A 23344-nucleotide genomic window follows, 5' to 3' on the forward strand; every position below is an offset into this window, starting at 1 on the left:
GGCCGTGGCCCGTATTGCCGGCGTGAACATTCCGACCAACAAGCGCGTGCTGATCGCGCTTCAGTACATCCATGGCATCGGCGAGAAGATCGCTGGCGAGATCGTGGAGAAGGTGAAGATCCCCGCGGATCGTCGTGTCAATCAGCTCAGCGACGCTGAAGTGCTCCAGATCCGCGAAGTGATCGACCGCGACTATCTCGTCGAGGGCGATCTGCGTCGTGAGGTCGGCATCAACATCAAGCGTCTGATGGACCTCGGCTGCTATCGCGGCCTGCGTCATCGTCGCGGTCTGCCGGTGCGCGGTCAGCGGACCCACACCAATGCGCGTACGCGCAAGGGTCCGGCCAAGGCCATCGCCGGCAAGAAGAAGTAAACTGGCGAATAGGGTTTGGCGAATGGCGAGTAGGGAGGGTCCCTATTCGCCATTCGCTACTCACCATTCGCCTCCACAGGTGTAGCCGCTGGCATTACGGCGGCGTTTGAGATCTCCAGGAAAGGTAGTCTATGGGCAAGGAAGCCACCCGCGTTCGTCGTCGTGAGCGCAAGAACATCGCCTCCGGCGTCGCGCACGTGAACTCGTCGTTCAACAACACGACCATCACCATCACCGACGCACAGGGCAACACGATTGCCTGGTCCTCCGCCGGCACCATGGGCTTCAAGGGCTCGCGCAAGTCGACCCCGTATGCCGCGCAGGTTGCCGCCGAAGACGTGTCGAAGAAGGCGCAGGAGCACGGCATGCGCACGCTGGAAGTCGAAGTCGCCGGTCCCGGTTCGGGCCGTGAGTCGGCGCTCCGCGCGCTGCAGGCTGCTGGCTTCACCGTCACCTCGATCCGCGACGTGACCACGATCCCGCACAACGGCTGCCGTCCGCGCAAGCGTCGGCGCGTCTGATACGAACTTGCGGGCGCATCGTCGCCCGCGATGCTTTTTTTAAGAAGCCGCGGGTTTGATCTGCGGCCTTTCTCCAACGCCAGTATTTGAATTTTCAAATCGACTGGCCTGTATGGGTGAAACAGTGACGATCCAGAAAAATTGGCAAGAACTGATTCGGCCGAACAAGCTCCAGATTCAGCCCGGCAGCGATTCCTCGCGTTTCGCGACCATCGTTGCCGAGCCGCTCGAGCGCGGTTTCGGCCAGACGCTCGGCAACGCGCTGCGCCGCATCCTGCTCTCCTCGCTCCAGGGCGCGGCGGTGCAGTCGGTGCACATCGACGGCGTGCTGCACGAGTTCTCCTCGATCGCCGGCGTCCGCGAGGACGTCACCGACATCGTGCTGAACATCAAGGATATCGCGATCAGGATGCAGGGCGAAGGCCCCAAGCGCATGGTCGTGAAGAAGCAGGGCCCGGGCGCTGTCACTGCCGGTGACATCCAGACCGTCGGCGACGTCGTCGTGCTCAATCCCGACTTGCAGATCTGCACGCTCGACGAGGGCGCCGAGATCCGCATGGAGTTCACGGTTGCCACCGGCAAGGGCTACGTGCCCGCCGAGCGCAACCGTCCCGAGGATGCTCCGATCGGCCTGATTCCGGTCGACAGCCTGTACTCGCCGGTCCGCAAGGTCTCCTACAAGGTCGAGAATACCCGTGAGGGCCAGATCCTCGACTACGACAAGCTGACCATGACGATCGAGACCAACGGCGCGCTGACGCCGGATGACTCGGTGGCTTACGCCGCCCGCATCCTGCAGGATCAGCTCAACGTGTTCGTCAATTTCGAAGAGCCGCGCAAGGAAGTCGCCCAGGAGATCATCCCGGATCTCGCCTTCAACCCGGCCTTCCTCAAGAAGGTGGACGAGCTCGAGCTGTCGGTGCGTTCGGCCAACTGCTTGAAGAACGACAACATCGTCTATATCGGCGACCTCGTGCAGAAGTCGGAAGCGGAAATGCTCCGCACCCCGAACTTCGGCCGCAAGTCGCTGAACGAGATCAAGGAAGTGCTGGCCCAGATGGGTCTGCACCTCGGCATGGAAGTGCCGGGCTGGCCGCCGGAGAACATCGACGAGCTCGCCAAGCGCTTCGAGGATCACTACTAGGCGAATAGGGAATGGCGAATTGCGAATGGAAACAATTCGCTACTCGCCACTCGCTACTCGCCACCACGGGCGAACGCAGGCAGCCCACCTGAGCAACATGTCCGACGAACCGTCGCGGCAGTTCATACGTTAAGGAATAGACATATGCGTCACGGCAAGGTTCATCGGAAGCTCAACCGCACCGCCGAGCATCGCCGCGCGATGTTCGCGAACATGTGCGCCGCGCTGATCAAGCACGAGCAGATCGTCACCACGCTGCCCAAGGCCAAGGAGCTTCGTCCGATCGTCGAGAAGCTCGTCACCCTCGGCAAGAAGGGCGGGCTGTCGCTGCGCCGCCAGGCCATCTCCGAGATGCGCGACAAGGACCAGGTCAGGAAGCTGTTCGACGTGCTGGCGCCCCGCTACAAGGATCGCCAGGGCGGCTATACCCGCATCATCAAGGCGGGCTTCCGCTATGGCGACAACGCGCCGATGGCCGTGATCGAGTTCGTCGACCGCGACGTCGATGCCAAGGGCCAGGACTCCGGTCCGGTGCAGGCGAAGGAAGCCGAGGCGGCGTAAGCCGGCCGGTACTGAGTTTCGAGACAGCGGCGCCTTCGGGCGCCGCTTTTTTATGACGTGAGCGGTAGGGTGGGCAAAGGTGCGCTCTTCGCGCGCCGTGCCCACCATTCCATCCGCACGCCGTGCTGACATGGTGGGCACGCTACGCATTGCCCACCCTACAAGCGCGTCCTTGCGGCGACAGAGCCTCACGCATCGGTGATCGCTGATTGCCATGACGCTGGCAACGCCCAATATCTCCGTCAACATCAACGGAGACGACGCATGAACATCGACCTTTCCGGAAAGACCGCCCTCGTGACCGGCTCGACCGCCGGCATCGGCCATGCCATCGCCAAGGGCCTCGCCGGCTCGGGCGCGAGCGTGGTGATCAACGGGCGCGGCCAGGACAAGGTCGATGCGGCCGTGCGCAAGCTGGAAGGGACGGGTGCCAGGGTGCGCGGCATCGCCGCCGACGTCTCGACTGCTTCGGGCTGCAAGGCGCTTGTGGCGGCACTGCCCGAGGTCGACATTCTCGTCAACAATGCCGGCATCTTCGAGCCAAAGGACTTTTTCGAGATTCCGGACGAGGACTGGAGCCGCTTCTTCGAGGTCAACGTCATGAGCGGCATTCGCCTGTCGCGCGCTTACCTGAAGGGAATGCTTAAGCGCAACTGGGGCCGAATCGTCTTCATCTCCTCGGAATCCGGGCTCAACATTCCCGTCGAGATGATTCACTACGGCACGACCAAGACCGCGCAGCTCTCGGTCGCGCGGGGTCTCGCGCAGCTCACCCGCGGCACCGGCGTTACCGTCAATTCCGTGCTGCCGGGTCCGACCATGTCGGAAGGCGTCGCGACCTTCGTGAAGGATCTCGCCAAGCAGAACGGTCAGTCGGTCGACGAAGCCGCGGCCAATTTCGTCAAGCAGCATCGCCCGAGCTCGCTGCTCCAGCGCTTCGCCAGCGTCGACGAGATCGCCAACATGGTGGTCTATGTCGCCTCGAAGGAGGCATCCGCAACCAATGGCGCGGCGCTGCGCGCGGAAGGCGGCATCGTCAACACCATCGCGTGAGGCCCGCCTGTGTCGGCCTATGTGATCTCCGAGGTGGAGGTACGCGATCAGGCTGCTATGGAGGCCTATCGCACGCTCGCGGCCCAAACCATCGCGCAATATGGCGGGTGCTATCTCGTCCGCGGCGGTCCGGCCGAAGTGCTGGAGGGCGGCCCGCCGTCCAAGACTATCATCATCGTGGAGTTTCCCTCGATGGCCCGCGCGCGCGAATGGTACGCCTCGCCGGAATATGCCGCGGCGCTGAAGCTGCGGCAGACGGCGCTGGAGCGGCGACTGTTGTTCGTCGAGGGCGTGATCCCGGCCTAGCTGGTCTGCCCACTTGCCGCTTCAATTCGGAGCGCGACCGGCTAAAACGGGGTTACATGCTCTGGCCCCTCTCGACCCGTCACAAACGCCTGTTCAGGCTGACATCCGCGCGATGGCAGCGGCGGGCGATCTTTCTGCTTGGCGGGATCGCCGTCGGCGCTGCGGCGGTGGCGCTGGCGCAGCTTGCCGATCTCGCCCAGCACGCCTTTGTGCTCCTTCTGGCCAAGTCGCGCTATGCCGTACTGGCGGTGACGCCGCTTGGCTTTATGCTATCGGCCTATCTGACCATCCGTCTATTCCCGAACGCGCAGGGCAGCGGCATTCCGCAGGCGATCGCCGCGCGGCATCTGACCGATCAGGCGGCGCGCGAGAGCCTGGTCTCGATCCGGATCGCGATCGGCAAGATGATCCTCACCCTGTTCGGGCTCCTGTGCGGCGGCTCCGTGGGGCGGGAAGGGCCGACCGTTCAGGTCGGCGCTTCCATCATGTTCGCGCTCGGCCGGGTCTCGCCACGCCGCCAGCCCGGGCTGATTCTGGCGGGTGCCGCCGCCGGCGTGGCCGCGGCCTTCAACACGCCGCTTGCGGGAATCGTCTTCGGCATCGAGGAGATGAGCCGCGCTTTTGAGACCCGTACATCCAGCCTCATCATTGCAGCCGTCATCGCGGCCGGCCTGACGTCGCTCGCTCTATCAGGTAATTACGCCTATTTCGGCAGCAGCGCGATGTCGCTGGCGCGTGGCGCCGACTGGCTGGCCGTTCCGCTTTGCGGCGTGGTCGGCGGCCTCGCGGGCGGCCTGTTCAGCCGCGTTGTCATTGCCATGGCGCGCGGTTTCAAGAACCCGCTCGGACGCGCGATCAAGGGCCACCCGCTCTGGTTTGCATTTGCTTGCGGCCTCGCTGTCGCGATTTGCGGCCTGATGTCGGGCGACACGATCTATGGCACGGGTTATGTGCAGGTGAGGGAGGCGCTGGATCACGGCACGCCGCTGCCGCGAGACTTCGGGGTTCTCAAGCTCCTGGCCACCACCTTTGCCGCGATCAGCGGTATACCGGGCGGCATCTTTTCGCCGTCGCTCGCCGTCGGCGCCGGGATCGGCAGCAATATCGCCGCGTTGTTCCACGACGCGCCGCTCGGTGCGATCATGCTGCTCGGCATGGTCTCGTATTTCGCCGGCGTCGTGCAGGCGCCGATCACCGCCTTCGTGATCGTGACCGAGATGACGGACAATCACGGCATGGTCGTGCCGTTGATGGCGGCCGCGCTGATCGCGCATTTCGTCTCGCGGATGATCTGCGAGGAGGGTATCTATCACGCGCTCGCCAAAGGCTTCGTCGAGCGGGGCGACGCGTCCGCGTGAGGGGGAAGCAAGATGAGCCGTTTCTGGAGCAGCTTGACGCATGATTTGAAGCCCTACGTGCCGGGCGAACAGCCTCGCATCGCGGACCTGGTCAAGCTGAACACCAATGAAAACCCGCTCGGTCCCTCTCCGCGTGCGCTGGAGGCGATCCGCGACGCGGCAGCCGATACCCTGCGTCTTTATCCGGACCCGCAGGCGACCGCGCTGCGGGCCGCCCTGGCCACCTATCATGGTGTGAGACCCGAGCAGGTGTTCGTCGGCAACGGCTCGGACGAGGTGCTGGCCCATGCCTTCGTCGCCCTGCTGAAGCATGATGCCCCGCTGCTGTTTCCCGAGATCACCTACAGTTTCTACCCGGTCTACTGCCGGCTGTTCGGCATCGCCTACGAGACCGTGCCGCTCGACCAGGCCATGCAGATCCGCATCGCCGATTACCGTCGGCCGGCCGGCGCGATCATCGTCCCAAATCCGAACGCGCCGACGGGGATCGCGCTGTCTCGCACCGAGATCAAGACACTGCTGGAGCAGCATTCGGATGTGCCTGTCGTCGTCGACGAGGCCTATGTCGATTTCGGCGCCGAGACCGCGATTCCGCTGGTTGCGTCCCATCGGAATCTCCTGGTCGTGCAGACCATGTCCAAGTCGCGCGCGCTGGCAGGGCTACGGGTCGGATATGCGATCGGCGATGCCGATCTGATCGATGGGCTGACACGCGTGAAGGACAGCTTCAATTCCTATCCGCTCGGCCGGCCCGCTCAGGCCGGCGCCATCGCCTCGCTGGAGGACGAAGCCTATTTCCAGCAGGGCCGCGTTCGCGTGATCGAGGGCAGGGAGCGGCTGACCCGCGGACTGAAGCGAGCTGGCTTCGAGGTGCTGCCGTCCCTGGCCAACTTCGTCTTCGCGCGCCATCCCGCCCATGAGGGTGCCGTGCTCGCGGCAGCGCTGCGGGAGCGGGCGGTGATCGTTCGCCACTTTACAGCTCCCCGCATCTCGGATTTTTTGCGGATCACCGTCGGCACGGATGAGCAGATCGACCGGCTGTTGTCGGCCTTGTCGCGGATAGTGGCCTGACCGTGAAATCGTAGGGTGGCAAAGCGAAGCGTGCCCACCATCTTGATTGTGTGTTGCGAGATGGTGGGCACGGCGCAAGCGCGCCTTTGCCCACCCTACGAGGCCTAAATCTACCACCCCTCCAGCACGATCTTGCCGCGCGACTTGCCGCTCTCGAGCAGCGCATGCGCGCGCTTGAGGTTGGCCGCGTTGATCGTGCCAAAGGTCTGGTCGAGCGTGGTGCGCAAGACGCCCTTGTCGATGAGGTCGGCGACGTCGTTGAGCAGATGATGCTGCGCGATCATGTCAGGCGTCTGGAATGAGGAGCGCGTGAACATCGATTCCCAGTGCACCGAGATCGCCTTGCCTTTGAATGCGCTCACGGTGAACTCCGCGGGATCGTCGATCAGGCCAAACTTGCCCTGCGGCGCCATGAATTCGGCGATCGATTTGTAGTGCTGCTCGGTGAAGGTGAGGCTCGCCACTAGAGCGACCGGCGGCAGCTTCAGCTTCTCGATCTGCTCCTTCATCGGCTTGCCGTGGTCGATCACCGCATGTGCGCCGAGATCGAGGCACCATTTTTGCGACTCCGGCCGTGTTGCTGTCGCAACCACGGTGAGGCCGGTGAGGCGGCGCGCGAACTGGACAAGGATCGAGCCGACACCGCCGGCGCCGCCGGTGATCAGCAGCGTGCGCGGATCGACGCTCTTGCCGGGCACGGCGCCGAGGCGGTCGAACAGCAATTCCCACGCGGTGATGGAGGTGAGGGGAAGGGCGGCGGCCTGCGCGAACGAGAGCGACTTCGGCTTGTTGCCGACAATGCGCTCGTCGACCAGATGGAATTCGGAGTTGGTGCCCTGGCGTTGAATCGAGCCCGCGTAAAACACCTCGTCGCCCGGCTTGAACAGCGTGACGTCGGGCCCGACCGCGTCGACCACGCCGGCCGTGTCGTAGCCCAAAATCTTGGTCTCGCCCTCGGGCGGGGCGGCGCGCTTGCGCACCTTGTAGTCGACCGGATTGGCCGAGATCGCCTTCACCGTGACGCGGATGTCGCGCCCCTTCGGTTCCGGTTTGGTGGCCTCGAAATCGATCAGCGCGTCCTGATCCTCGATCGGTAGCGATTTCTTGTAGCCGACGGCCTTCATGGCTTGTCTCCATCAGATGGCGTATTCGCCTGCCGCTCTAACTGTCGCCCTGGCTCCCATTTGGCAAGTACTGTAAATTCGGGGATATAGTCCCTGTATGGATACTATTGGGAAAGCACGCATGAAACGACGAGATTTTACCCGTCGTCCCGGCTGCTCGGTCGAGGCGACGCTGGATCTGATCGACGGCAAGTGGAAGGGCGTGATCCTCTATCACCTCCAGAACGGTACCCAGCGCTTTGGCGAACTGCGTCGCATGATGCCCGGCATCACCCAGCGCATGCTGACAAAACAGCTTCGCGCGCTGGAGGAGGACAAGCTTGTCATCCGCAAGGTCTATGCCGAAGTGCCGCCGCGGGTGGAATACACGCTGTCTGAACTCGGCGAAAGCTTGCGCCCAGTGATCGACACTCTGAAAGCGTGGGGTGAGGGCCATCAGGAGCGGCTGTCCTGCGCGCCGGCGGCTAAGGTCGAGCCCGTCGTCAAGAAGCCGAAGCGCGCTGCTTAACTTCCGGGAGCGGCCACGCCGCCCCCGGAATTGATCGCGTCAGAAGGCGAACTGCGTGCGCATTGCCACGGCGTCGAAGTTCGAGCCCGTATTCGCGAATGCAGTCGGCGGCAGCGTCTGTTTGGAGACGGTGCCATGCAGGTAATCGAGCATGAAGCGGATGTTACCGTTGACGTACCAGTTGAGCGCAAGCGTGTAGACGTTCTGGCGCCCACCCGCGACGCCGTTGGCGCTCGCAAGCTGATCATTGAGGTCGATCGTCGAGAAGCGTCCCGCGATTTCCCACGCGCCCCAGCCGCCGCCGTCGAGCGAGAACGGATGCGCCGGCTTGACGCCGTTATAAGCGGCGTTGGCAGCGTTGTAAGTGTGAGTCTCGCCCGTCAGCACGTAGCCGGCCTGCGCGTAACCGCCCTGGAATTTCAGGCTCGGCGCGCCGACCAGTGGCACGCCGGTATTGGCGGTGCGGTCGACATTGTACCAGAAATACTCGCCCTGGAGGATCAGCGGTCCGTAGGTCGCGGCCGCCTCTACGCTGTAGACCTGAGCGCCCGAGACATTGGCAATCGCACCGGTCGACACCAGCGTCGTCGGGTCGAGACGCAATTCCGGACGGTCGCTGAGCGTGACTGTCTGCGTGTTGGCAATGAGATTGCGCGGCGGCTGGATCAGCCATTGCGCGTCGGCGCCGATATGCACCGAGTAGTCCTTGCCGCTGATCGGGTTGCCGGCAATACGCGCCACCGCGCCATATTGCTCGCTCGTTCCCGCCGGTGCCGCGCTCGAGGCGGAATGAATCGCGCCGGTCGACGGTCCCGTGACATAGCCGCCGATCCAGAGCTGGTCGTTGAACCAGCGCGCGCCCGCCGCGGAGCGGAAGTCGCCTGCAGCGATGTTGGTCGCGACCACGCCGGGCGAGGCGCGCTCCATGAACATGATGTCGTTGGAGCTCGTGGCTTCGTCCAACGTGTACGGCAGGTCCATGATGCCGGCCTCGATGGCCATCCGGCCGCCGAACGGCTTCAGGCCGGTGTAGCTGAGATAGGCATTCTCCAGGCCGGAGACGCCGCCGCCCGGCAGCGAGCCGGGCGCTGCGCCGCCAAAACCGTCGGACGAGCCGCCGAAGTCGTAGACCAGCGCGAAATTCCAGTCGTTGAAGAATTTGCCGGCGAGGCCAATGCGTGCGCGACGGACATTCTCGCCGCTGTCGAGCTTCTGCGGGACGGTTGACGCCGTGTTGGGACGATAGTCGTAGCCGCCGACATCCCAGTGGACGCGGCCGGTGATGGCAACGCAGTTCGCCCCGTCGGATGTGCAGATGGTCGGCCGGTTGTTCGGCATCGTCACGATCACGCCGGCTGTCGGCGGCGCGCCCTTGACCGGAAACGCCGCATTGGCATTGGCCACGACGGCCTTCGCCTCGGAGCGTGCTTCGGCTTTCGCTTCAGCCTTCGCCTCCGCTCTGGCTTTCGCGGCGGCCGCCGTGTTCGCGGCAGTCTGGTTCTGGAGCTTGTCGAGCTTCTGCTCCAGCATCTTCAGCTGCTGCTTCAGGAGCGCGATCTCCTGATCGCTGTTGCTTGCCGATTGGGCCTGGGCCTGCGAGCCCGCCAGCGCACCGGCGAGACCAATCGCCGCGGCTGTTATTCTTGTCCTGCTCACGTCATGACTCCATCGTTTGACGATCTTCCCCAAGTCGTAACGGGAGAGCCTAAGAACGATCGATGACTGCCCCGCGACGCTACGCTCCGGTTGCGTGGTTCCCACTGGTGCAAATTCGTCGCAACCGAATCCACCGCGGCATAGAATGCTGGATGATGCGCGTCATGCCAATCTGTCGCGCCAGGCGGCTTGCGATTTTGCACGAAGGCTTGCAGGCCGGACACACCGGGACAGGGCCGAATATTGCCGCCCGGCGCCCTTCTATTGGGGGGCGAACGCGCCTATATTCTGGCGTCTTTTCCAAGAGGTAGGAATGTTTCGAGCGAACCGGACCGCCGTCGTCACGGCATTGTGCATAGCCTTTTCGGCCCACTTCTATCCGGCTGCGGCGCAGGACCGTCGTGTCCCGTCGTCGCCGGCCGAGTTGCGGCTGTCCTATGCGCCGATCGTGCAGCGGGTGCAGCCGGCGGTCGTCAACGTCTATGCTGCCAAGGTGGTGCAGAACCGCAATCCGCTGCTGGACGACCCGATCTTCCGCCGCTTCTTCGGCGTGCCGGGCCAGCAGCAGGAGCAGGTGCAGCGGTCGCTGGGTTCGGGCGTGATCGTCGATTCCTCCGGACTCGTCGTCACCAACGTCCACGTCATCGAGGGCGCCGACCAGGTGAGGGTGTCGCTGTCGGACAAGCGCGAGTTCGAGGCGGAGATCGTGCTGAAGGACTCCCGCAGCGATCTCGCGGTGCTGCGTCTGAAGGATAGCAAGGAAAAGTTTCCAGCGCTCGAATTCACCAACTCGGATGAGCTGATGGTCGGCGACGTCGTCATGGCGATCGGCAACCCCTTCGGCGTCGGCCAGACCGTGACCCACGGCATCATCTCGGCGCTCGCGCGCACGCAGGTCGGTATCACCGACTACCAGTTCTTCATCCAGACCGACGCCGCGATCAATCCTGGCAATTCCGGCGGCGCGCTGGTCGACATGAACGGCCGGCTTGCCGGCATCAACACCGCGATCTACTCGCGCTCCGGCGGCTCGCAAGGCATCGGCTTTGCGATCCCCGCCAATATGGTGCGCGTCGTCGTCGCCTCCGCCAAGAGCGGCGGCACGGCGGTGAAGCGGCCATGGCTCGGTGCGAAGCTGCAGGCGGTGACGCCGGAGATTGCCGAGAGCCTCGGCTTACGCTCGCCGACCGGCGCGCTGGTCGCAAGCGTCGTTCCCAACGGTCCTGCAGCCAAGGCGGGGTTGAAATCCTCCGACCTTATCACCGGGATCGACGGCCAGGCCGTGGACGATCCCAACGCGTTTGACTACCGCTTTGCCACCCGTCCGCTCGGCGGCACGGCGCAGATCGACGTGCAGCGCGGCGGCAAGCCGCTCAAGCTGGCGATCGCGCTCGAGACTGCGCCGGATATCGGCCGCAACGAACTCGTTCTCACCGCGCGCTCGCCGTTCCAGGGCGCCAAGGTCTCGACCATCACGCCGGCGCTTGCCGATGAGCTGCATCTCGATGCCGACACCGAAGGTGTCGTGATCACCGATCTCGGCGGCGACAGCGCGGCGGCGAGTGTCGGCTTCCAGAAGGGCGACATCATCCTGGCCGTCAACAACCAGAAGATCGGCAAGACCGGCGATATCGAGAAGGCGGCGGCCGTAAGCCAGCGGCTCTGGCGCATCACGCTGGTGCGCGGCGGTCAGCAGATCAACGTCACGCTGGGCGGATGAGTCCGAAGCGACCACAGGAGACGCCAACTCTCTTTGCCGCGGCGGGGCTCGATCACGACGCCCCGCATCCGCTGCCGGACCGGCTGCGGCCGCGCGCGCTGTCGGAGGTCGTCGGCCAGGATCACATCCTCGGCCCCGACGGCGCGCTGACGCGCATGCTGGAGACGCGCACGCTCGGTTCGCTGGTGTTTTGGGGGCCGCCCGGCACCGGCAAGACCACGGTGGCGCGGCTGTTGGCGGATGCGACCGATCTGCATTTCGAGCAGATCTCGGCTGTGTTCTCCGGCGTCGCGGACTTGAAGAAAGCATTCGACGCCGCGCGTGCCCGTCGCGAGATGGGCAAGGGTACGCTCTTGTTCGTCGACGAGGTGCATCGCTTCAACCGCGCACAGCAGGATTCGTTTCTGCCGGTGATGGAGGACGGCACCGTCGTCATGGTCGGCGCCACCACCGAAAACCCGTCCTTCGAGCTCAATGCGGCGCTTCTGTCCCGCGCGCGCGTCCTGGTGTTTCGCTCGCTCGACGCTGCCGCGATCGAAAAACTGTTCGCGCATGCCGAGGAGGTCGAGGGCCGCAAGTTGCCGCTCGATGAAGAGGCGCGCGCAGTGCTGGTGCGCATGGCCGATGGCGACGGCCGCGCGGCGCTCACGCTTGCCGAAGAGGTCTGGCGCTCGGCGCGGGCGGACGAGATGTTCAATGCCGCGCAGTTGCAGGACATCCTGCAACGCCGCGCGCCGATCTACGACAAGTCGGCCGACGGCCATTACAATCTGATCTCGGCGCTGCATAAATCGGTGCGCGGCTCCGATCCCGATGCCGCACTCTACTATCTCGCGCGGATGTTAGACGCCGGCGAGGATCCGCTGTTCCTGGCGCGTCGCGTGGTGCGCATGGCGGTCGAGGACATCGGCCTTGCCGATCCGCAGGCGCTCGTCATCGCCAATGCCGCCAAGGACGCCTTCGATTTCCTCGGCCATCCCGAGGGCGAGCTCGCGATCGCGCAGGCCGTGGTCTATCTCGCCACCGCGCCGAAATCGAACGCGGTCTATACCGCTTTCGGCACGGCGATGCAGGTCGCCAAACAGGCCGGCTCGCTGCTGCCGCCCAAGCACATCCTGAACTCGCCGACCAAGCTGATGAAGTCGGAGGGCTACGGCGCAGCTTACGAATACGACCACGACGCCCCCGACGCCTTCTCCGGCCAGGACTACTTCCCGGAAGCCTTGGGCCGCCAGACCTTCTACGACCCGCCCGAGCGCGGTTTCGAGCGGGAGATCCGCAAGCGGCTGGATTACTGGGCCAAGCTGCGCAAGGAGCGGGGCTCGCGCTAGAATCGGCCATTTCGCCGTGACGGGAGCCGGCTTTTAGGGTACGCAGGCAACCATGAGCCGCCGTATCAAGAGAACCAATCAAGAGCCCCGCTCGCGCGACGAGCGCAAGGAATCGCGTCCGTTCAAGGCGCGTAGCGCGAACAAGGCTGGGCCGCGTCCAGGCAGGAAGCTTGGCGCCAAGCCGCCGCGCTTTGCGGGCGAGCGCGCCGAGCGGCGGCCGCCCAAAGCGGAGCTGGAGCAGGCCGCGCCGGTAAAGCCGGTCGAGGTGCTGCTGCCGACCAAGGTTCAGACCGTCAAGGTGACGGCCGATGAGAACAACATGCGCGTCGATCGCTTTCTCGAAGCGCGCTTTCCCGGCCTGTCGTTCTCCCACATCCAGCGCGTTGTTCGCAAAGGCGAGCTGCGCGTCGACGGCAAGCGCGTCGACAGCAAGGACCGGCTTGAGGAGGGACAGAGCGTCCGCATTCCGCCGCTGAAGCTCGATACGCCGAAGGCGGTGGGCGAGCTGTCGGAGGCTGCGCAAAAGACCCTTGCCGCGCTGAAGGAGATGACGATCTACGAGGATGACGACGTCCTCGTGCTGAACAAGCCCGCTGGCCTCGCGGTGCAGGGCGGCTCGGGCATGACGCGGCACATCGACCAGATGCTGGAGGTGATGCGCGATTCCAAGGGCCAGAAGCCGCGGCTCGTCCACCGTATCGACAGGGAAACGTCGGGCTGTCTTTTGATCGCCAAGACGCGTTTTGCCGCCTCGCATCTGACCGGCGCGTTCCGCTCGCGCTCGGCACGGAAAACCTATTGGGCGCTGGTGCCGGGCCTGCCGAAGCCGAAGCAGGGCCGCATCTCGACTTTCCTTGCGAAGGAGGAGAGCGAGGACGACACCATCATGCGCATCGCCCAGCATGGCGACGAGGGCGCGAGCCACGCGGTGACGTACTACGCGGTGGTCGAGACCGCCGGCAACAAGCTGACCTGGGTGTCGCTGAAGCCGGTGACGGGGCGCACCCACCAGCTCCGCGCCCACATGGAGCATATCGGCCATCCCATCGTCGGCGATCCCAAATATTTCAACATCGAGAACTGGCAGCTGCCGGGCGGCCTGCAAAACCGGCTGCACCTGCTTGCGCGCCGGATCGTCATCCCGCACCCGCGCGGCGGCGTCATCGATGCCACCGCGCCGCTGCCGCCGCACATGCAGCAGTCGTGGAATCTGCTTGGGCTGGACGCGAGCCGGTTCGATCCGATCGAGAACGCGCCGGAGGAGTAGGGAGCGCTGCTAGCCACAGTCATCGCCCGCGAAGAAGGCGGGCGATCCAGTATTCCAGAGGCCGGCCTTAGCGAGCTCGCTCTCATCACATCCGCCGCGGAGTACTGGATGCCCCGCCTGCGCGGGGCATGACAGCGGTGATTATGGTTGCGACCGAAAGCCAGCCTCTCAATTCCGAAACTGCTCCAAAAACGTCCGCCACAATGCCCGCAAGTTCCCTCATGCCCGCTCGCTTTATCGGCCGCCGATCTTACCTTAAAAGCCGATCTTACTTCAAAAGCCTGCATTCAGCGGCGGAGACCGAAAACTCACATGCGCGAATTGTTCGAAGAAGCAGCCGGCCAACCCCCGCCGGATCCGCGGGAATCGGCGCGTGCGTCCGCGCGGACGCCGCGGCGCAAGCGCTTCTACAAGGATGTGGGCATCGCCGAGGTCGAGGGCGGGTTCGCTATCACGCTCGACGGCAAGCCGATCCGGACGCCGTCTGCCCGCCAGGTGGTGATCCCCGCGCGGGGGCTGGCCGATGCCGTGGCCGCGGAATGGGCCGCGCAGGGCGAGGCGATCGATCCCGTGACCATGCCGCTGACGCGGATCGCCAACAGCGTGGTCGAGGGCGTGGTCGATCGCGTCGAGCTTGTCATCGATGACCTCGCAAAATATTTCGAGACCGATCTGCTGTTCTATCGCGCCGGCCACCCCGAGGGGTTGGTCGCGCGCGAGGCCGCGCATTGGGACCCCGTGCTGTTCTGGGCCGCGGAGGCGCTGGGCGCGCATTTCATCCTGTCCGAGGGGATCGTGCACGTGAGGCAGCCGGACGAGGCGCTCCGGGCCGCCCGCGCCGCGCTGCCGGGGGATGCCTGGTCGGTCGCCGCCCTCCACATCGTGACGACCCTGACCGGCTCGGCTCTGCTGGCGCTGGCGCTGGCCCATGGCGTGCGTGACGCCGGCCAGGTCTGGGCCGCCGCCCATGTCGACGAGGACTGGAACACCGACCAGTGGGGCATGGACGAGGAGGCGGCCGCCCGTCGGGCCACGCGCTTGCGGGATTTCGAGGCCGCCTTCGCGGTGCTGGCGGCCGTGAACCCACCCGGGGCCAAAGGTCCTTAACGAGAGGTTTACGAGGGGACCTTAGGGTGGGAACAGCACGCCCTGGGCCCTGAGATGCCGACGCCGATAAGCTCGATCGTTCCCGTCAGTGCCGCCAGCCCCGTGGCTGATGCGGCGACGCCCGATCTTGTGCTGCAGGCCGGCAGCGTCGTCGATGCCAGGGTCGTCAGCGTGCTCGCCGACAATCTGGTGCGGATCGCGATCGCCAATCTGTCGATGGACGTGATGTCCGAGGTGTCGCTGACCCCAGGGCAAAATCTCCAGCTCGCGGTGTCGCAGAACGACGGCACGATTCGTCTCGCTGTGGTCAACGGAGCAGGCGAGGCGAGCGCCGATCAGGTCACGCTGACGCCGACTGCCGCCACGCTGGTCGACAGCCCATCGCTTGCGCCATCCGCGACGGCGGCCCGCAATCCCCTGACGCCGACCGAGCAGGTCGCCGTCACCGCAGCATCGGCCGAGGCCGTGACCAAGCAGGGCAGCCAGGCACCGCTGTTCGCCAATCTGGCCTCCGTCGTGGCCGGTAGCGATCTGCCTGATGGCCTGAAGCAGGCCGTGCTCGATGTGCTGGCGCAACAGACGCCGCTCAACACCGTGCTCGGTGGCGACGATATCGAATCCGCCTTCCAGAAGTCCGGCCTGTTTCTCGAGGCCTCGCTTGCCGCAGGCACGATGCCGCCGTCAGGCGCGGTGCCCGACCTGAAGGCCGCGCTGCTGGTGCTGCGCCAGACGCTGGCCGCAACATCAGGCACGCTCGAGACCAGCGCGCCACCGACACAGGCCGTTGCTGTTGCGACGAACGCCGTCACTACTCCGCAGGCCGAAAGCTCGCCGCCTCAAGCTGCAGGCGAAGCGGTGCAAGCGCCGCTGCCTGACGCAGAGATAGCCCAATCGCCGCAAATGCAGCGCAACGCCAATGTTGCGGCCGCCGTGCTTGCCGACATGATCGACGCACCGCAAGCGGCGTTGCCGCGGACGATCTCCGCAGGCCTTGCCGCGAGCCTGCTGCAAGAGGTCACGCAAAACCTGCCGCGCCTGACCGGCAATGTGCCGGGCGCCACCAAGGCCGTACCTGACGGCCACGCCTTCGAAGCGGCCGCGCGTACGACGACGCCACCGCCGTTTCGCGGTGCGTTGCCGGCGCCGCAAGCGGTCGCCTCGCCATCGCTCACGCCGAACACGCCGCTCGCCGCGAGCGTACATCGTCTGCTCGTCGACACCGATGCGGCGATCGCGCGGCAGACGCTGCTGCAGGTCGCCTCGCTGCCCGACCGCCTCGATGCCAGCGGCCATCGCATCGATCCGAGCATGCCGCAATGGAATTTCGAGATTCCGTTTGCGACGGCGCAGGGCACCGCGATGGCGCAGTTCGAGATCTCGCGCGACGGCGGCAACGAGCAGGCCGATCCCGCCAAGCGCGCCTGGCGCGCACGCTTCACGCTCAATGTCGAGCCGAGCGGACCCGTGCACGCGCTGATCACGCTCAACGGTGACAAGACCCTCGTGCGGATGTGGGCCGAGCGGCCGGCGACGGCACAGCAACTCCGCGCCGGGATCGGCGAGCTCAATCAGGCGCTGACCAAAGCCGAGCTCAAGCCCGGCGATATCGTCGTGCGCGACGGCACGCCGCCGCAAGCACCGCCGGCGCGTGCCGGGCATTTCCTGGATCGCGCCACATGAGCGAGGAGTCCAAGCTTGCAATCGCGCTGCACTACGAGAAGGGCAGCGGCGCGCCTGTTGTCGTCGCCAAGGGCAAGGGCACGATCGGCGCCAAGATCGTCGAGATCGCAAAAGCCCACGACATCCCGATCGAGGAGAACGAGATCCTGGCCGGCGCGCTCTCCAAGATCGAGCTCGGCGAGGAGATTCCGCCTGATCTTTATAAGGCCGTGGCTGAGGTTCTCGTATTCGTGCTGCGGCTGTCGGGGCGGGTGCGCTAGCGCATGAAGCTGGCGCGCATCTCTCCGCGCGTCATTGCGAGCGCAGCGAAGCAATCCAGAGTCCCTCCGCGGAAAGATTCTGGATTGCTTCGCTGCGCTCGCAATGACGGAGCATGTGGCCTCTATCCCAGCTTGAACAGAAGTGGGGTGCGCAAAGGCGCGTAGCGCTGTGCCCACCATGCCGCTGACGCAAGCGTGCCTTGCCGATATCGGCGCGATCTAGCTTAGCGGCGGCAGCGCTGGGCTAACGCCGTTCCAGCGCCAACGAAACGTTCGTGACGTTGGTGCCCTGCGGACGGATCGATACAGTTTGCCGTCCGCCGCGCGTTGTCAGGGACAGATTGGCGGAGAAGTTATCGCCCCGTGCGGCCGCGTCGACATGATCGCCGCTCGCACGGCCCGAGATCGTGCCGGATGCGTTGCGGGTGGCTTCGCGCCACGACCCGGAAACGGCGCCGGCCTGATACTCGACGTCACCGGCGAGATCGAAATTGTAGCTCTCGCTCGCGCATCTCAGATTGAGGCCAAGCTGGGCGCTGCCGTTGGCGACATTGTAGGTTGCGCGGCAGCGCAGCCGCTCCTGCCCGCCGTCCGTCGTGCTCAATACTCCACTGCCAGACCATGAGCCGGCCATGGCGGCGAAGGGGGATGCGGCGCTGGCCGTACCAAAGGGGAGGCACAACGTCACCACAACTAACCCTGCTCGTGCGATAGTTGACCCAGACATCGCAGGATCTCCTGTCTCGATTGATGATCGTTTCAACGCGCGGAACCCGAAGCGGTTTCTCGGAGTTCCACGGAAGTCCGGCTGGATGGCGAGACGATTTGACCGCGCGGTCGATGCCCGGCTTCCCCCTGCGTACGTCGGAAGACCGGCGTCCGGCTACCCCAGCTTGAACAGCGCCTGGAGGAAATCGACCACCGCCTTGCGGGACGCGGCGGCGGTTGTGGGGTTGCCGCCGACATGCGGGTTGAGCTCGACGCAAGTGTCCTTGTAGGTGAAGGGCGCGTTGGTATCGCCGTTCATCAGCACGCCGCCGTCACCTTCCTTGATATGGCAGTTGCGCACAGTCTGCGCGTTGGCCGACACCGTAACCGCGTTGACGCCGAGCAGGCCGCTGTCAAAGCCGTGCGCGCTGTCGGGGTATTCCGTGAGCACGACATCGCGCCCGGCGGCCTTGAGCCGCTCGACGAAGGCCTTGCAGCTCTTCACGGGATTATAATCGTCCGGTGTGCCGTGGAAGATGCGGATCGGGCGCGCCGCGACCTCGATGTCGGTCTGATAGGTCGTCGAGCAGTCCGGATAGAACGGAATGTAGGCTGCGAACTGCACGCCGGACTTGTTCCAGAGCTTGTTGAAGCGGTCGAGGCTCGCATACAGAGCCGCCTGTCCTCCGCGTGAAAAACCCATCAGCACGATGCGGTCAGGATCGACGCGGGGATGCTTCGCCAGGATCTCGAGCGAGTTGTAAATGTCGATGATCAGATTGAGCCGGCCGAGCAAGGCTTGGTTCGGCCCCGTCACCGTCAACCCGCGGCCGGTGAAACCATCGATCACGAAGGTCGAGATGCCCATGGCATTGAATTCGTGCACCCAGGCTTCGGTGGTGGCGCCGACGCCGCTCGAGCCGTGCATCAGCACCACGACCGGCATCTTGCCTGACCCTTGCGCGACGCGAAATTCGCCCGCAACCGTGACCGGCTTGCCGGCCGCGGCATCGCCGCTGAGGAATTGCTGGTCGGAGAGGGTGAGGGACGGGATCGGGAATATCTCGGTTCGGGCCGGAGCTTCCTTGGGAAGCGATTGAGCGCTGGCGAGCACGGTGGAAGCGCAGAGCGCAATGATCGCTGCAGCGACGCGGAATGCTGTCGGCATCGGATCCTCCCCTATGATCTTTGGGAAGTAGATCAACGGGAGTGCGCGCTGTCAATTTGCGCGCGGGCGCCTCACGTCTTGTCGGCCGTATTCTCCGCGGTCAGCGCCTGGTCGATGGCGAAGCCGCCGATCTCGCTCATCGCCTGTGAGATCACGTCGCCCTTCCGCGCAAAGCCGCTGGAGAGATAGTCGAACTGGGTGCGCGCCAGCCGCAGCACCTCGATCGGCACGGAAACGGCGGTCTCGTTGAAGCTGTCGACGGAGGCGCGCAGCGTGTCGAGCTCGGTCGAGAGCTTGCCAATATGGCTTTCCGCATTTTGCATCAGGCCGAGCAGCTTGCCGCGCTCGGCGTCGAACGTGGCCCGCTCGGCGGCTGCGGCCGAGGTCACCTCGGCAAGCTGCGCCCGCAGTGCGGCGATCTGGCTGACCATGGCGTCGGAGGCGAGCTCGGCGGCCTCGCGCAGCTCGGCATGGCGCGTGTTCTCTTCCTGTTGCTGGTGATAGAGCCGCTCAGCCGTCATCGCCCGCTGCGCCAGCGACTCGATCAGGCTTGCCGCGCGCAGCAGCATCTCGCCGTTCCGCCCCGACACCATGCTGGCCATCCGCCGCAGGAAACCGGTGGTCTCGGACGCGCTGTTCGGAAGCAGGGGAACGACCGTGGCGGACATGAGGTGATGCTTGCAGCCGGACGTGATGACCGCCGCCGTACCGACTGAGCTCACGCAACATTCGGCGCCTGATCGAAAGGGGAGCAAGCCTGAATCGGCAGGCCCGGTCAACCGGCCAGCGGCGACAAAATGGCGGCCATCCCGCCGCTAAAGCGCGCAAGCCTCAGGCGTCTTTCTGCCGGCCGATCCGCCCGAGATGAGTGAAGCCGAAGCCGGCCGAATATTTCAGGCCATAGCCCAGCGCCCGGTCGATGCCGATATGGGCGAGCCAGATCAAGGCGATGGACAAGGTGAGGGGCGAGGCGAAGCCGAAGCCCAGCGTCATCAGCGTCACCGGCGCCATGTAGCTGTGGGCGGCGTTGTAGACCAGCGCGCCAAATCTGGCGTCGGACAGATAGGCCAGGAAGCTCAGATCTGGCACGAAAAACAGCAGGGCAAAGACCAGCCAGGAGCCGCCCCAGACCGCGTAAAGCATCACCATCCCTACGAACAGGGTCAGCCCCTCCACGCGGAGCAGGATGTTGACGCCGCCTGTCGCAGCCCCGGTCTCGGCAGCTTGCTCGTCCATGGTCGCCTCCCAGGCAAAACTTTGTAATTCCTTGCGCTTTCACGCTGCGGCAAGGCAGCCCTGCGGCGCCGAAAGCCGCTTTCCGGCTTACAAAATGCCGTGTTAGAACCCCCGGCAATCGCATTTAGGCTAAGAACTGGCGGGAGCAAATGAAGAATATCCTGGACGCCCTTGAAGACCGTCGTGCCGGCGCAAAGCTCGGCGGCGGCGAGAAGCGCATCGAGGCGCAGCATGCCCGCGGCAAGCTGACCGCGCGCGAGCGCATCGAGCTCTTGCTCGACAAGGGATCGTTCGAGGAATTCGACATGTTCGTCGAGCACCGCTCCATCGAGTTCGGCATGGAGAAGAACAAGATCCCCGGCGACGGCGTCGTCACCGGCTGGGGCACCGTCAACGGCCGCAAGACTTTTGTGTTCGCGAAAGATTTCACCGTATTCGGCGGCTCGCTGTCCGAGACCCATGCGCTGAAGATCACGAAACTCCAGGACATGGCGATGAAGGCGCGGGCGCCCATCATCGGTCTCTATGACGCGGGTGGCGCGCGCATCCAGGAAGGCGTCGCCGCGCTTGCCGGCTATTCCTACGTGTTCCGCCGCAACGTGCTGGCCTCGGGCGTGATCCCGCAGATCTCCGTCATCATGGGCCCCTGCGCCGGCGGCGATGTCTATTCGCCTGCGATGACCGACTTCATCTTCATGGTGAAGAACACCAGCTACATGTTCGTCACCGGCCCCGACGTGGTGAAGACCGTGACCAACGAGGTCGTCACGGCGGAAGAGCTCGGCGGCGCCTCGGTGCACGCCACGCGCTCCTCGATCGCGGACGGCGCGTTCGAGAACGACGTCGAGACGCTGCTGCAGATGCGCCGCCTGATCGACTTCCTGCCATCCAACAACACCGACGGTGTGCCGGAATGGCCGAGCTTCGACGACATCGGCCGCCTCGACATGTCGCTCGATACGCTGATCCCCGACAATCCGAACAAGCCCTACGACATGAAGGAGTTGATCCTGAAGGTCGTGGACGAGGGCGACTTCTTCGAGATCGCGGACAGTTTTGCCAAGAACATCGTCACCGGCTTCGGCCGTATCGCAGGCCGCACCGTCGGCTTCGTCGCCAATCAGCCGATGGTGCTGGCCGGCGTGCTCGACAGCGATGCCTCGCGCAAGGCCGCGCGCTTCGTTCGCTTCTGCGACGCCTTCAACATCCCGATCGTCACCTTCGTCGACGTGCCGGGCTTTCTGCCGGGTACGAGCCAGGAATATGGCGGCCTGATCAAGCACGGCGCCAAGCTGCTGTTCGCCTACTCGCAGTGCACCGTGCCGCTGGTCACCATCATCACCCGCAAGGCCTATGGCGGCGCCTTCGACGTCATGGCCTCCAAAGAAATCGGCGCCGACATGAACTACGCCTGGCCGACCGCCCAGATCGCGGTGATGGGCGCCAAGGGCGCGGTCGAGATCATCTTCCGCTCAGACATCGGCGACCCCGACAAGATCGCCGCGCGCACCAAGGAATACGAAGACCGCTTCCTGTCACCCTTCATCGCCGCCGAGCGCGGCTACATCGACGACGTCATCATGCCGCACTCGACCCGGAAGCGGATCGCGCGGGCGTTGGCAATGCTCAGGGATAAGAAGGTGGAGACGCCGGCGAAGAAGCACGACAATTTGCCGTTGTGAGGGAAGCGTAGGGCGAGTTAGCGAAGTGTAACCCGCCAACTTATCTGAATGCGGTGGATTACGGCTGCGCCTAATCCGCCCTACCATCGGCATGCTCGATCCAATGACCGAAGACGATCCGACCGACGAAATCTCCGACATCGAAGCGCGGATCGAGGCACTCGCCGAGATCGCGGAGCGCTGCCGGAAATACATCCTGGCGTCCAGGATCGCCATCGCCAGCGGTGCGGCTCTGCTGTTGATCACGATCCTAGGGCTGTTTGGATTTGGTCAGACCGCCGCGCTCGGATCGATCGCATTGATCCTGGGCGGCATCGTCTCGCTCGGCTCGAACGTCAGCACGTTGCGGCAGACGGATGACGCTATCCACGCCGCGGAAGCGCTTCGTGCGCAATTGATCGCCAGGATCGACCTTCGCCTGGTCGAAGACGCGCCGCTCAAGCTGATGTGAGGCGCCGCTGTGGGCCAGGCTAACCGAGGCCCTCGACACCGACCAGGCGGGCCGAGCTGCAAATGTCTCGGATCGATTTCAGCCCCTGGTGAGTCGCCGTTGTAGAACGCTTCCTATGCCGCAAAGGACGGAAATTCAGCAGAACAATACTGCGCGGCTCCCAGTCGTCCTCACATATAGCGTATCCAAGAAATCCGCGATCTTTTCACCGCGGATAGCCAATCGCCGGTTCGTGATGAAATGGCTGCTGCCTATCTAGGCCTTGGGTTTTCGTCTGCCGCAGCGAAATGCGCCATCTGATCCGCATGGGCCTTCGCGAAAGCGGGGCGGCCCGTTGCTCGCGCCACGTACGCGCGGCAGGCGGGGCTGTCCGCGAGCCCGTCGAAGCGATCGACGAGGCGCAGCACGTCCGACATCAGGATGTCGGCGACGGAGAAGGACCCCGCCAGCCACTCGCGGCCCGCAAGCACCGGCTCGAGGTGCTTGAGCCGGTGGGCCCTCAGGAAGTCGTCGAAGAACTTCACGGCAGGCGAACCATCGTCGTTGCCGGTGAACTTGAAAAGCGACCAGGGCAGGCTTGCCATCTCCACGGAGTTGAGCGCTGCGAACAGCCATTCCGTCGCTTCGCTGCGACCGCGAGGATCGGTGGGCATCAGCTTGGCGCTGCGCTCGCCGAGATGCAGCAGGATCGCGCCGCTCTCGAAGATCGAGATGTCGCCATCGGTCAGCCACGGCACCTGGCCAAACGGCTGGTGCGCGAAGTGCTCGGCATCGCGCGGGCCGAACGGCACGCTCGCGACGCGATAGGGCAGATCGGCCTCTTCAAGGGCCCAGCGCACGCGGAGATCGCGCACGAAACCGCGCGGGGGTTCGGGAACCCAGTCGAAGGTGGTCAGGGTGAGGTCGGGCATGCCGTGTCTCCGTGGTGTCTTGGCATAGGACGGATGGAGCGGGCGCGTTCCGACAGCGTGAGACCGTTTTTCTCCGCAGGCAAAGACCGGTAGGGTGGGCAAAGGCGCAACTGCGCCGTGCCCACCATCTGTTGGCCGGTGTCAAAAG

The 23344-nt window shown here is 64.8% G+C and carries 24 protein-coding genes; 17 read left to right on the top strand and 7 right to left on the bottom strand.

Annotated features, from left to right (window positions below; translation table 11 throughout):
- Positions 1 to 4 precede the first annotated feature (4 nt).
- From rpsM to hisC, 8 genes are all read left to right on the top strand, one after another.
- Positions 5 to 373: a 30S ribosomal protein S13 gene (gene rpsM / locus FXB38_RS08030; protein WP_148750346.1), complete on the top strand. Its 369-nt coding sequence runs from the start codon at positions 5 to 7 to the stop codon at positions 371 to 373.
- Between the two features lie 131 nt (positions 374 to 504).
- Complete coding sequence (gene rpsK / locus FXB38_RS08035; protein ID WP_007603045.1) at positions 505 to 894, top strand: 30S ribosomal protein S11; 390 nt, start codon at positions 505 to 507, stop codon at positions 892 to 894.
- Positions 895 to 1006: 112 nt separating this feature from the next.
- On the top strand, positions 1007 to 2038 hold the full coding sequence (locus FXB38_RS08040; protein WP_148750347.1) for a DNA-directed RNA polymerase subunit alpha: 1032 nt from the start codon (positions 1007 to 1009) through the stop codon (positions 2036 to 2038).
- A 144-nt stretch (positions 2039 to 2182) separates the two neighbouring features.
- Complete coding sequence (rplQ, locus tag FXB38_RS08045; protein ID WP_148750348.1) at positions 2183 to 2599, top strand: 50S ribosomal protein L17; 417 nt, start codon at positions 2183 to 2185, stop codon at positions 2597 to 2599.
- Between the two features lie 264 nt (positions 2600 to 2863).
- Complete coding sequence (locus tag FXB38_RS08050; RefSeq protein WP_148750349.1) at positions 2864 to 3652, top strand: SDR family NAD(P)-dependent oxidoreductase; 789 nt, start codon at positions 2864 to 2866, stop codon at positions 3650 to 3652.
- A 9-nt stretch (positions 3653 to 3661) separates the two neighbouring features.
- Complete coding sequence (locus FXB38_RS08055) at positions 3662 to 3958, top strand: DUF1330 domain-containing protein (RefSeq protein WP_148750350.1); 297 nt, start codon at positions 3662 to 3664, stop codon at positions 3956 to 3958.
- A 56-nt stretch (positions 3959 to 4014) separates the two neighbouring features.
- Positions 4015 to 5316 carry a chloride channel protein gene (locus FXB38_RS08060; protein ID WP_148750351.1) on the top strand — a complete coding sequence of 434 codons (1302 nt, stop codon included), beginning with the start codon at positions 4015 to 4017 and terminating at the stop codon, positions 5314 to 5316.
- 12 nt (positions 5317 to 5328) lie between these two features.
- Positions 5329 to 6387, top strand: a complete 1059-nt coding sequence (hisC, locus tag FXB38_RS08065) for a histidinol-phosphate transaminase (protein WP_148750352.1) — start codon at positions 5329 to 5331, stop codon at positions 6385 to 6387.
- 110 nt (positions 6388 to 6497) lie between these two features.
- Here hisC and FXB38_RS08070 read toward each other — a convergent pair whose 3' ends face one another.
- The gene (locus tag FXB38_RS08070; RefSeq protein ID WP_148750353.1) at positions 6498 to 7511 is read right to left on the bottom strand and encodes a zinc-binding alcohol dehydrogenase family protein; all 1014 of its coding nucleotides are present in this window, start codon (positions 7509 to 7511) and stop codon (positions 6498 to 6500) included.
- 121 nt (positions 7512 to 7632) lie between these two features.
- Here FXB38_RS08070 and FXB38_RS08075 point away from each other — a divergent pair, with 121 nt between their 5' ends.
- Positions 7633 to 8019: a winged helix-turn-helix transcriptional regulator gene (locus FXB38_RS08075; RefSeq protein ID WP_148750354.1), complete on the top strand. Its 387-nt coding sequence runs from the start codon at positions 7633 to 7635 to the stop codon at positions 8017 to 8019.
- 39 nt (positions 8020 to 8058) lie between these two features.
- Here the strand turns inward: FXB38_RS08075 and FXB38_RS08080 are convergent, their stop codons facing one another.
- Entirely contained in the window at positions 8059 to 9675 is a 1617-nt protein-coding gene (locus FXB38_RS08080; RefSeq protein ID WP_148750355.1) for an OprO/OprP family phosphate-selective porin, read from the bottom strand.
- Positions 9676 to 9988: 313 nt separating this feature from the next.
- Here FXB38_RS08080 and FXB38_RS08085 point away from each other — a divergent pair, with 313 nt between their 5' ends.
- The 6 genes from FXB38_RS08085 to FXB38_RS08110 all read left to right on the top strand — a co-directional run bounded on the left by FXB38_RS08085 (position 9989) and on the right by FXB38_RS08110 (position 17040).
- Positions 9989 to 11395 carry a DegQ family serine endoprotease gene (locus tag FXB38_RS08085; RefSeq protein WP_187434739.1) on the top strand — a complete coding sequence of 469 codons (1407 nt, stop codon included), beginning with the start codon at positions 9989 to 9991 and terminating at the stop codon, positions 11393 to 11395.
- On the top strand, positions 11392 to 12726 hold the full coding sequence (locus FXB38_RS08090) for a replication-associated recombination protein A (protein ID WP_148750356.1): 1335 nt from the start codon (positions 11392 to 11394) through the stop codon (positions 12724 to 12726). Before FXB38_RS08085 ends, FXB38_RS08090 begins: the two co-directional genes overlap by 4 nt.
- Positions 12727 to 12778: 52 nt before the next feature.
- The gene (locus tag FXB38_RS08095; protein ID WP_148750357.1) at positions 12779 to 13993 is read left to right on the top strand and encodes an RluA family pseudouridine synthase; all 1215 of its coding nucleotides are present in this window, start codon (positions 12779 to 12781) and stop codon (positions 13991 to 13993) included.
- Positions 13994 to 14305: 312 nt separating this feature from the next.
- On the top strand, positions 14306 to 15100 hold the full coding sequence (locus tag FXB38_RS08100) for an ATP12 family chaperone protein (protein WP_148750358.1): 795 nt from the start codon (positions 14306 to 14308) through the stop codon (positions 15098 to 15100).
- A gap of 54 nt (positions 15101 to 15154) precedes the next feature.
- Positions 15155 to 16780: a flagellar hook-length control protein FliK gene (fliK, locus tag FXB38_RS08105; protein ID WP_187434740.1), complete on the top strand. Its 1626-nt coding sequence runs from the start codon at positions 15155 to 15157 to the stop codon at positions 16778 to 16780.
- Positions 16777 to 17040: an EscU/YscU/HrcU family type III secretion system export apparatus switch protein gene (locus tag FXB38_RS08110; protein ID WP_148750359.1), complete on the top strand. Its 264-nt coding sequence runs from the start codon at positions 16777 to 16779 to the stop codon at positions 17038 to 17040. The genes fliK and FXB38_RS08110 overlap by 4 nt, the downstream gene beginning before the upstream one ends.
- 244 nt (positions 17041 to 17284) lie before the next feature.
- Here FXB38_RS08110 and FXB38_RS08115 read toward each other — a convergent pair whose 3' ends face one another.
- From FXB38_RS08115 to FXB38_RS08130, 4 genes are all read right to left on the bottom strand, one after another.
- Positions 17285 to 17644 carry a hypothetical protein gene (locus FXB38_RS08115; protein ID WP_246229735.1) on the bottom strand — a complete coding sequence of 120 codons (360 nt, stop codon included), beginning with the start codon at positions 17642 to 17644 and terminating at the stop codon, positions 17285 to 17287.
- A gap of 279 nt (positions 17645 to 17923) precedes the next feature.
- Entirely contained in the window at positions 17924 to 18916 is a 993-nt protein-coding gene (locus FXB38_RS08120) for a dienelactone hydrolase family protein (protein WP_148750361.1), read from the bottom strand.
- A gap of 71 nt (positions 18917 to 18987) precedes the next feature.
- Entirely contained in the window at positions 18988 to 19584 is a 597-nt protein-coding gene (locus FXB38_RS08125; RefSeq protein ID WP_187434748.1) for a hypothetical protein, read from the bottom strand.
- 163 nt (positions 19585 to 19747) lie between these two features.
- The gene (locus FXB38_RS08130; RefSeq protein WP_148750363.1) at positions 19748 to 20152 is read right to left on the bottom strand and encodes a DUF4260 domain-containing protein; all 405 of its coding nucleotides are present in this window, start codon (positions 20150 to 20152) and stop codon (positions 19748 to 19750) included.
- Positions 20153 to 20301: 149 nt separating this feature from the next.
- Here FXB38_RS08130 and FXB38_RS08135 point away from each other — a divergent pair, with 149 nt between their 5' ends.
- The gene (locus FXB38_RS08135; protein ID WP_148750364.1) at positions 20302 to 21834 is read left to right on the top strand and encodes an acyl-CoA carboxylase subunit beta; all 1533 of its coding nucleotides are present in this window, start codon (positions 20302 to 20304) and stop codon (positions 21832 to 21834) included.
- Between the two features lie 103 nt (positions 21835 to 21937).
- Positions 21938 to 22285: a hypothetical protein gene (locus FXB38_RS08140; protein WP_148750365.1), complete on the top strand. Its 348-nt coding sequence runs from the start codon at positions 21938 to 21940 to the stop codon at positions 22283 to 22285.
- Between the two features lie 251 nt (positions 22286 to 22536).
- Here the strand turns inward: FXB38_RS08140 and FXB38_RS08150 are convergent, their stop codons facing one another.
- Positions 22537 to 23196, bottom strand: a complete 660-nt coding sequence (locus tag FXB38_RS08150) for a glutathione S-transferase family protein (protein WP_148750366.1) — start codon at positions 23194 to 23196, stop codon at positions 22537 to 22539.
- Between the last annotated feature and the right edge of the window lie 148 nt (positions 23197 to 23344).

The organism is Bradyrhizobium cytisi, from assembly GCF_008123515.1.
In the GTDB taxonomy this organism is placed as follows: Bacteria; Pseudomonadota; Alphaproteobacteria; order Rhizobiales; family Xanthobacteraceae; genus Bradyrhizobium; species Bradyrhizobium cytisi.